The 9,357-nt window shown below is 68.4% G+C and carries 7 protein-coding genes and 1 pseudogene; 6 read left to right on the forward strand and 2 right to left on the reverse strand.

From position 1 onward, the window contains the following. Positions 1-25: 25 nt before the first annotated feature. Together FCI23_RS44055 and FCI23_RS44060 are read right to left on the reverse strand one after the other, a co-directional pair. Entirely contained in the window at positions 26-2,566 is a 2,541-nt protein-coding gene (locus tag FCI23_RS44055; RefSeq protein WP_136729671.1) for a polynucleotide kinase-phosphatase, read from the reverse strand. After that, on the reverse strand, positions 2,563-4,020 hold the full coding sequence (locus FCI23_RS44060; RefSeq protein WP_136729672.1) for a 3' terminal RNA ribose 2'-O-methyltransferase Hen1: 1,458 nt from the start codon (positions 4,018-4,020) through the stop codon (positions 2,563-2,565). Before FCI23_RS44060 ends, FCI23_RS44055 begins: the two co-directional genes overlap by 4 nt. Positions 4,021-4,279: 259 nt before the next feature. Between FCI23_RS44060 and FCI23_RS44065 the strand changes: the two genes are divergently transcribed. The 6 genes and pseudogenes from FCI23_RS44065 to FCI23_RS58780 form a co-directional block, all read left to right on the forward strand. Further along, a complete protein-coding gene (locus FCI23_RS44065) occupies positions 4,280-4,912 on the forward strand; it encodes a UbiX family flavin prenyltransferase (protein WP_136729673.1) in 633 nt (210 codons plus the stop codon). Between the two features lie 4 nt (positions 4,913-4,916). Further along, a pseudogene (locus FCI23_RS44070) lies at positions 4,917-5,381 on the forward strand (UbiX family flavin prenyltransferase); the annotation flags it as partial. Between the two features lie 208 nt (positions 5,382-5,589). Then, a complete protein-coding gene (locus tag FCI23_RS44080) occupies positions 5,590-5,820 on the forward strand; it encodes a non-oxidative hydroxyarylic acid decarboxylases subunit D (RefSeq protein WP_136729674.1) in 231 nt (76 codons plus the stop codon). A 755-nt stretch (positions 5,821-6,575) separates the two neighbouring features. After that, entirely contained in the window at positions 6,576-7,805 is a 1,230-nt protein-coding gene (locus FCI23_RS44085) for an arginine deiminase (protein ID WP_136729675.1), read from the forward strand. Positions 7,806-7,908: 103 nt separating this feature from the next. After that, positions 7,909-8,907 (forward strand): ornithine carbamoyltransferase, encoded by a 999-nt coding sequence (argF, locus tag FCI23_RS44090; RefSeq protein ID WP_136729676.1) that lies wholly within the window; start codon positions 7,909-7,911, stop codon positions 8,905-8,907. A gap of 8 nt (positions 8,908-8,915) precedes the next feature. Further along, positions 8,916-9,357 (forward strand): hypothetical protein (locus FCI23_RS58780; RefSeq protein ID WP_211265726.1); only part of this gene is annotated, 442 nt, incomplete at its 3' end.

Raw genomic sequence — 9,357 nt, forward strand, 5'->3', positions numbered from 1 at the left:
CAGCGTCGGTGGAGGCGTTGCCCTGTCACAGCCGCGGGTCGACGGGCTCGGACTCCAGTGCCAGTACGGCGAACACGGCTTCGTGGACGCGCCACAGCGGTTCGCCGTCCGCCAGCCGGTCCAGTGCCTCCAGGCCGAGCGCGTACTCGCGGATTGCGAGCGAGCGTTTGTGGCCGAGGAAGCGGGAGCGCAGCCGCTCAAGATTCTTGGGGCGCGTGTACTCGGGACCGTAGATGATCCGCAGGTACTCACGACCCCGGCACTTGATACCGGGCTGGACCAGGCGGCCCTGCTCGTTGCGCACGACTGCACCGAGCGGCTTGACGACCATGCCCTCACCGCCGCGGCTGGTCATCTCGAGCCACCAGTCGATGCCGGCCTGGACCGAGGCCTCGTCGCCGGTGTCGACGCCCAGACGGCCGGTGGTCTGCAGCAGACCGGACCGGTCGTGATCGACCATCCGGTCGATTATGACGAGCTGCTCGTCATGCGGGAGTGCGGCGAGGCTGCGGCCCTGGGCGGCCAGGATCTGGAAGGGCGCCAGACGCACGCCCTCCAAGCCCTGGGTCGTCCAGCAGTAGCGCCGGTACGCCTCGGTGAACGAGGCCGCGTCCTCGGCCCGTTCGCGCTGCTTGGCCAGCAGCCCGTCCACCTCGACGCCACGGGCCGCGGCCGCTTCGAGAGCGGCCAGCGAGCCCGGGAAGGCAGCACCGGAGGCGGCACCCACGGCCGCGTACTGCGTGCGCAGCAGGCCGGAGGCCTTGAGCGACCATGGCATCAGCTCGGCGTCGAGCAGTAGCCAGTCCGTCCCGAGCTCCTCCCACAGACCCGCGGCAGTCGCGGAGGCGCGCAGCCGGCCCAGGATCTCCTCGGTGACTGCCACATCATCGAAGAAGGGGCGTCCTGTGCGGGTGTAGAGGGACCCGGTCGGTCCTTCCACGCCGAAGCGCTTTCGGGCCGCGTCCGCGTCGCGGCAGACCAGGGCCACCGCGCGTGAGCCCATGTGCTTCTCCTCGCACACGACTTTCGCGACGCCGTCCGTCTTGTACTGGGCGAAGGCCTCGGCCGGGTGCTCCAGGTAGCTGTCGATGTGCGAGGTCGCGGTCGGCGACATCGTCGGCGGCAGGTACGGCACCAGGCGCGGGTCCACTGCGAAGCGGCTCATCACCTCCAGCGCCGCTGCCGCGTTCTCCCCACGTACGGCGACATTGCCGGCGTGCCGGGTCTCCACGATCCGCCGGCCGTGCACATCGGCGAGGTCCAGCGGGCGCCCGTCGTGGCCGCCGGGAGCCTCGGTGGCGAGAGGCTTGGCCGGCTCGTACCAGACCTTCTCGGCCGGTACGTCGACGAGCTCGCGCTCGGGCCAGCGCAGCGCGGTCATCTTGCCGCCGAAGACCGCTCCGGTGTCCAGGCAGATGGTGTTGTTGGTCCATGAGGTGTCAGGCACGGGCGTGTGGCCGTAGACGACGGTCGCGCGGCCGCGGTAGTCCTCGGCCCACGGGTAGCGCACGGGCAGGCCGAACTCGTCCGTCTCGCCGGTCGTGTCGCCGTACAGCGCGTGCGAGCGGACGCGCCCGGACGTGCGTCCGTGGTACTTCTCGGGCAGGCCGGCGTGACAGACGACGAGCTTGCCCTCGTCGAGCACGTAGTGGCTGACGAGTCCGTCGATGAACTCCCGCACCTGCTCCTTGAAGGTGTCGTCCTCCTTCTCCAACTGCTCGATGGTCTCGGCGAGTCCGTGCGTGTGCTGGACCTTGCGGCCCTTGAGGTAGCGGCCGAGCTTGTTCTCGTGGTTCCCCGGTACGCACAGGGCTTTTCCGTCCGTGACCATGCTCATGACGCGACGGAGCACGCCGGGGCTGTCGGGGCCGCGGTCGACGAGGTCGCCGACGAAGACGGCCGTACGCCCCTCGGGGTGGGCGCCGTCGACGTAACCCAGCTTGGTGAGCAGGGTCTCCAGCTCGGAGCGGCAGCCGTGGACGTCGCCGATGATGTCGAAGGGGCCGGTGAGGTGGCGCAGGTCGTTGTAGCGCTTCTCGAGGGAGATCTCGGCACTGTCGATCTCCTCGACGCCGCGCAGGATGTGCACCTTGCGGAAGCCCTCGCGCTCCAGGCCTCGCAGGGAGCGGCGCAGTTCGCGCTGGTGGCGCTGGATGACATGGCGTGGCATGCCGGCCCGGTCAGGGCGCGCGGCATTGCGCTCGGCGCAGACCGCCTCGGGCACGTCAAGGACGATCGCGATGGGCAGCACGTCATACTTCCGGGCCAGTTCCACCAGCTGACGGCGCGAATCCGACTGCACGCTGGTCGCGTCGATGACGGTAAGCCGCCCCGCTTCGAGGCGCTTGCCCGCGACGTAGTGCAGGACGTCGAAGGCGTCCTTGCTCGCGCTTTGGTCGTTCTCGTCGTCGGCGACCAGGCCGCGGCAGAAGTCGCTGGAGATCACCGCGGTGGGCTTGAAGTGCTTGCGTGCGAAGTTTGATTTGCCCGATCCGGTCGCGCCGATGAGGACCACGAGGGAGAGGTCGGTCACGGCGAGAGTGCGCTTGGTCCCGTTGTTCGTCATGCTGCCCTCTCCTCCTTCGCGTTCTTGTTGAAGACTGCCATCTGGGTGGGCGGTCCGACCTCCGGGTCGTCGGGTCCTACGGGGACGAATTCGACGGTGTACCCGTGTCGTTCGGCGACGCCCGACGTCCACTCGCGGAACTCCTCACGCGTCCATTCGAAGCGGTGGTCGCCGTGGCGCACATGCCCGGCGGGCAGCGTCTCCCAGCGGACGTTGTATTCGACATTCGGCGTAGTCACGAGCACGGTCCCGGGCCGTGCCGAGCCGAAGACGGCGTACTCCATGGCGGGCAGCCGCGGCAGGTCGAGGTGCTCGATGACCTCGCTTAGTACGGCCGCGTCATAGCCCACGAGCCGCTTGTCGGTGTACGTCAGCGAGCCCTGGAACAGCTTGACGCGCTCCGCTTGCCGCTCACCCATTTGCTCCAGCCTCAGCCGCCGGGATGCCACCGTCAGCGCCCGCATCGACACATCAACACCAACGATCTCGGTGAATCGCACATCCTTGAGCAGGGCCTGCACCAACTGCCCCTGTCCGCAGCCCAGGTCGAGCACCCGGCTCGCGCCGGCTCCACGTAGTGCGTCGATGATCGCGTCCCGCCGCTGCACGGCGAGTGGCACCGGCTTTTCGTCGGTGTCGATGGTTTCGTCTACGGCGTTGTCGATCTCCTCGATCTGGGTGTCGTCGGACTCGGCCAACCGGAGCAGCTCCAGGCGCTCCATCGCCTGCCGGGCGAGCCCCCAGCGGCGCGACAGGTACCGGCTGGTGATCAGCTTCTGCTCAGGGTGATCCGCCAGCCAGCCCTCTCCCGCCCGCAGCAGCTTGTCCACCTCCTCGGGTGAGACCCAATAGTGCTTGGCGTCGTCCAGGACGGGAAGCAGGACGTACAAGTGGCGCAGCGCATCCGAAAGCCTGAGCCCGCCCTCCAGCACAAGACGCACATACCGCGAGTCGCCCCATTGGGGAAACTGCTCGTCCAGCGCGACCGGCTCGGCCGTTACCGCCCAGCCCAGCGGTTCGAAGAGCTTCCGTACCAGGTCGGCACCGCCTCGCGCGGGCAGAGCAGGCACCTCGATGCGCAGCGGTAGCTGCTGCCCGGGGAGTTCGGGGCGGGCGTTGCACTGCCCCTTCATCGCGCTGGAGAAGACGCCGCTGAGCGCGACAGCGAGCAGCGAGGAGGCGGCGTACGGCCGGTCGTTGACGTACTGCGCGAGCGCCGCGTCAGGGGTGCCCCCGCGCCCCTTGCCCTTGCTGCGCCGCACGAGCGCCACCGGATCCACCTCAAGCAACAGCGCAGCCGTGCAGCGCTCCGCGGACGCCTCGGGGTAGAGGACGTGCGCGGTGCCGTGCGAGGTGGAGAACGCCTGCGCCTTGTCGGGGTGCTTGTGCAGCAGAAACCCGAGGTCGGTCGCGGGTCGCTCAGAGGTACCGATGGTACTGATCGTCAGGAACACACGCCCGAGTATCGCCCCCGTCGCGCATACGAACCAGGGAATTTCCACCGTGCTTGCCCGATTCGCCCGAACATCTGCTACTTCCCTCGGTTCAGCAGTGACCCTTCCGTCGGCACGCTATCCACCTCAGATCAGATGACGGGCTCGGGAGGCCGGACGCGCCAAGTCTGATTTCCGATATGCCAGATTATTCGCTGAATGATGAAATAGTCACGATTCCCCCATCGCCTTGGTGCGGGCTTCTGGAAGGGACGTGGAGATGGCTGATCAGCGGAATGTGACGCTGGCAGTGACGGGCGCCGGTGGTACCCGGATGGCGCGGTTCGTGCTGGAGTCGCTGGTCAAGGACGACCGCATCGGGCAGGTGGACCTGATGGTCTCGGCAGCGGGGCGCAAGCTGATCGCGCACGAGACAGGGCGGGACGAGGCCGGCGACGCGGTGGAGCTGGTGCTCGGCGGCCCGGCGAAGAAGGTTGTCACCTGGGATCCGGAGGACCTGGCCGGCGGCCCGACTTCAGGCAGCTACCCGTCCTGGGGGATGCTGGTGGTGCCCTGCGCACTCGGCGTGGTGGGGCGGATCGCCCACGGCATCGCGAACACGCTGATCGAGCGGGCCGCCGACGTCACCCTCAAGGAGCGCCGCCCGCTGGTGCTGTGCGTGCGCGATACCCCGTTCAGCCTGATCCACCTGCGCAACATGACCCAGGTGACGGAGGCCGGCGGCACCGTGTATCCGATGATTCCGACGTTCTACAACGTGCCGCAGAGCGTGGACCAGTTCTACGAGGAGTTCACCGCCCGGCTGCTGGGCTTCATCGGCCTTCCCCAGTCGGAGTACTACGCGTACTCGGGCCGTGAGACACCCGCGCACCGGGACCGCGTAGGCCGCTGACATGCTGCGGCTGGTCGTGGGGATGACCGGCGCGACCGGCGCCCCCCTCGGTGTGCGTCTGCTGGAGGCACTGCGTGAGCTGCCCGATGTGGAGACCCATCTGGTGATGAGCCGGTGGGCGCGCACCACCATCGAACTGGAGACGCCGTACACCGCACGAGAGGTGGCCAAGCTCGCCGACGTGGTGTACGGGCCCAGCGACCAGGCCGCGGCGATCTCCTCGGGCTCCTTCAGGACGGACGGCATGGTCATCGTGCCGTGCTCGATGAAGACCGTCGCGGGAATCCGCGCCGGATACGCCGACAGCCTGGTGGGACGCGCGGCGGACGTGGTGCTCAAGGAACGCCGCAGACTGCTGCTGGTCCCCCGGGAGAGCCCTCTCAGCGAGGTCCACCTGGACAACCTGCTCGCGCTGGCGCGGATGGGCGTGGCGATCGTGCCGCCCACGCCCGCCTCTGGAACTCGACCCGGGCTCCCAGCCACCGGGCATCACCGGCAAGCTCATCATCGACGCCACCAACTCCGTCGAACCGGACAACCGCGGTCACTACGGCCAGCAGGTCCACGACCTGCCGGAGACCGCCGCCTGGCTGACAAAGCTGCAGGGCCTGATCGCCGCCGGACACTGACCCGACACCCCCTGCAGCGCTGCGAATCCCGTAGAGAGGCCCCCCACCATGATCTGCCCCCGCTGCGCCTACGAGAGCGTCGACAAGCTCTACACCTCCCCCGTTCCCGGCGTGTGGGACGTGCTGCAGTGCCAGCAGTGCCTGTACTCCTGGCGCACCAGCGAGCCGGACCGGCGCACCAAGCGCGAGGCCTACCCGGAGGAGTTCAAGATGACCCTCGAGGACATCGAGAACGCCCCCGAAGTACCGACCATCCCCCCGCTCGTCAGCAAGAACTGAGCTGTGCCCGGTACAGTCGGCTTACGCCGACTCGCCTTGTTCGGGCACGTCGTCGGGGCGTGCTGGATCACCGCGCGCCACTTGAACTCGGGTTCCGGCTGCATCGTCGATCAACCCTCGTCCTGGTCCGCGCCGCGAGTCAGCAGGCCCCCGCCGCCTCCGGCGCTCACTGCGATTCGGGCGGCGGCGACGTCGCGGTAGGACCCCTGGGGGGCGAGGGGACCGCTTCATCCCGCTCGCCGACAGCTATTACCTGACCGAGGCACCTGTCCGACGCCCAGCCGCACGTCCTGCCGCACGTCATCGAGCGGGCGGAGCTCATCGCCGGACTGGCCGGGCTCTTCCTGACCGAGGCGGCACACCGGCCGTCACCGGGCCGGGACTGAGGAGGCGGCCGTGCGACTGGTCAACTTCGACGGCCGACCGGGTGTGGAGACGCCCGCCCAAGGCGGGAAGTGATCTCATGAACCTTGTTGTCCTCATCAAGCAGGTCCCTGACAATCGGCGTTCGCAAGGACGTGCACGTCACAGGCCATGGACGGGGTTTTCGGCACCCACACTGCTCCAGGCCACTCGCCGCCTGGTCGTCGACACCGGCGATGAGGCGTCCGTCCTCGCTGCAGGCGCTGGAGTCGGAGCCGGTCGACCCGCGGTCGTAGCGGCGGGGGCCGTACGGCCGGAGCGGACTGTGATGGCGGCCGGTCCGGCCCGGGGGCCGGTGCGGTGCGGGGAGGTCTCATGGCACTGTCTATGCCATGGGCTTCCACGTGGATTCCGAGGCCGGGCGGCTGCGCCGCGTCATCCTCCATCGACCCGATCTGGAGCTGAAGCGGCTCACCCCGACGAACAAGGACGCGCTGCTCTTCGACGACGTGCTGTGGGTGCGGCGGGCGCGTGCCGAGCACGACGGCTTCGCGGATGTGCTGCGCGACCGCGGTGTCGAGGTGCACCTCTTCGGGGACCTGTTGCGAGAGACGCTCGTCCTCCCCGCGGCCCGCGCGCAGGTGCTCGACCGGGTCTTCGACGAGAAGGAGTACGGCCCGGTCGTCACCGACCATCTGCGCGAGTCCTTCGACGAGCTGTCCGTGCCCGACCTGGTGGAGGCCCTGGTCGGCGGTATGACCAAGCGGGAGTTCCTGGCCCGGTTCGCCGAGCCGGCCTCCGTGCGATTCCATGTCATGGAGCCGGACGACTTCCTGCTCAATCCGCTGCCCAACCACCTCTTCACCCGTGACACCTCGGCCTGGGTGTACGACGGCGTCAGCATCAACGCGATGCGCTGGCCGGCCCGTTGGCACGAGACCGCGCACTACGAGGCGATCTACCGGCACCATCCGCTTTTCTCGAAGGGTGGCTTCCATATCTGGTCGGAGGGGCAGGCGGCATATCCGTCGACCATCGAGGGCGGCGACGTCCTGGTCATCGGCAATGGCGCGGTGCTGATCGGGATGAGCGAGCGGACCACGCCCCAGGCGGTGGAGATGCTGGCCCAGCGCCTCTTCACGGCGGGCTCGGCCCGTACGATCGTGGCGCTCGACATGCCCAAGACTCGGGCGTTCATGCACTTGGACACGGTCATGACGATGATCGACGGCGACACCTTCACCAAGTACGCCGGGCTCGGGATGCTCCGCTCGTACACCATCGAGCCGGGCGCGGGGGAGCGGGACCTGAAGGTGACCGACCACCCGCCGGAGCACATGCACCGGGCGATCGCGGCGGCGCTCGGGCTCGATGACATCAAGGTGCTGACCGCGACACAGGATGTGCACGCGGCGGAGCGCGAGCAGTGGGACGACGGATGCAATGTGCTCGCGGTGGAGCCCGGCGTGGTTGTCGCGTACGAGCGGAATGTGACGACCAACACGTTCCTGCGCAAGCGTGGTATCGAGGTCATAGAGATCCCGGGCAGTGAGCTGGGGCGGGGGCGCGGCGGGCCGCGCTGTATGAGCTGCCCGATCGAGCGCGACCCGGTCTCCGGGTGAATATCCGCATTCCGCGTAGGCATCTGTATAAGGATGCGTTGAGTCGTATAGACTTCCAGACTTCTGTACGACCGCGACCGCGGCAGCGATCTAGGAGTCCCCCATGGCCATCGACCTCAAGGGCCGCCACTTCCTCAAGGAGCTGGACTTCACCCCCGAGGAGTTCCGCCACCTCGTGGAGCTGGCAGCCGATCTGAAGGCGGCCAAGCGCGCGGGGGCCGAGGTCCGCCGGCTCATCGGCAAGAACATCGCGTTGATCTTCGAGAAGACCTCCACCCGCACCCGCTGCTCCTTCGAGGTCGCGGCCGCGGACCAGGGCGCGTCGACCGTCTACCTCGACCCCAGCGGCTCGCAGATCGGGCACAAGGAGTCGGTCAAGGACACCGCCCGTGTCCTCGGCCGGATGTTCGACGGCATCGAGTACCGCGGCAGCGGGCAGGAAGTGGTCGAGGAGCTGGCCGCCTACGCCGGTGTGCCCGTGTGGAACGGGTTGACCGACGAGTGGCACCCCACCCAGATGCTCGCCGATGTCCTCACCATGACCGAACACTGTGACAAGCCCCTCGGCGACATCACCTACGCCTACCTCGGCGACGCCCGCTACAACATGGGTAACTCGCTCCTGGTCACCGGTGCGCTGCTCGGCATGGACGTACGGATCGTGGCCCCCAAGCCCCTGTGGCCGGACGAAACGGTGGTCTCCGCAGCGCGGCAGCTGGCAGCGGGAACAGGGGCGCAGATCACCCTCACCGAGGAGGTCTCCGAGGGGGTGCGGGGCGCGGACTGCATCCACACCGACGTATGGGTGTCGATGGGCGAGCCCAAGGAGGTCTGGGACGAGCGGATAGCGCTGCTCGGCCCCTACGCGGTCACCATGGATGTGCTGCGGGCGACCGGCAACCCGGATGTGAAGTTCCTGCACTGCCTGCCCGCCTTCCACGACCTGGGGACGGACGTGGGCCGGAAGATCCACGAACGGCATGGCCTGACCTCGCTGGAGGTCACCGACGAGGTCTTCGAGTCCAAGCACTCCGTCGTCTTCGACCAGGCCGAGAACCGAATGCACACCATCAAGGCGATCCTGGTGGCGACCCTGGGCTGAGCGCCCGGGTGGCGCACTGCGAGAAGCAGCTCGCGGAGATCCTGACCCTGCTCGACACCGTGCCCACCGTGGTCGCCGTCCACCTGGAGCGGCCCGCCGTCATCCCCGAGATCGCCGGACGCGGCGCCGCCCTCGCCGCGCCCGAGGGCACACTGCCGTTCCAGCTGCCGCGTTCCATGGAGACGAGGCTGACGTTCTTGCGTACCTGCCCCGCCCGGGTGGCGAGCACGATGTTGTCCGGCCGTCCCTTGTCGCCTCAGATGTCCCGGAAGAGACCGGCGAGGCCCGTGACCTGCCGCGCTGGGTGGCTGCGCGTCGTTGACCTGCGCAGACGGCCTTTCGGCTGTTTCACACTCGTGCCCGTTGATGCAGCCGGAAGTCCCAGAAAAGTCCCAGGGCGCTCCCAGCGGCGACGGCGGCCCCAATCAGCGTGCGCCTGCATGGTGTGCG

The sequence above is a fragment of the Actinacidiphila oryziradicis genome (assembly GCF_005047355.1).
Taxonomy (GTDB): Bacteria; Actinomycetota; Actinomycetes; order Streptomycetales; family Streptomycetaceae; genus Actinacidiphila; species Actinacidiphila oryziradicis.

Excerpts from the sequence above, each read along its gene's own strand:
- FCI23_RS44055 (WP_136729671.1), bottom strand. The coding sequence starts at position 2,566 with ATGACGAACAACGGGACCAAGCGCACTCTCGCCGTGACCGACCTCTCC.
- FCI23_RS44065 (WP_136729673.1), top strand. The coding sequence starts at position 4,280 with ATGGCTGATCAGCGGAATGTGACGCTGGCAGTGACGGGCGCCGGTGGT.
- FCI23_RS44080 (WP_136729674.1), top strand. The coding sequence starts at position 5,590 with ATGATCTGCCCCCGCTGCGCCTACGAGAGCGTCGACAAGCTCTACACC.
- FCI23_RS44085 (WP_136729675.1), top strand. The coding sequence starts at position 6,576 with ATGGGCTTCCACGTGGATTCCGAGGCCGGGCGGCTGCGCCGCGTCATC.
- argF (WP_136729676.1), top strand. The coding sequence starts at position 7,909 with ATGGCCATCGACCTCAAGGGCCGCCACTTCCTCAAGGAGCTGGACTTC.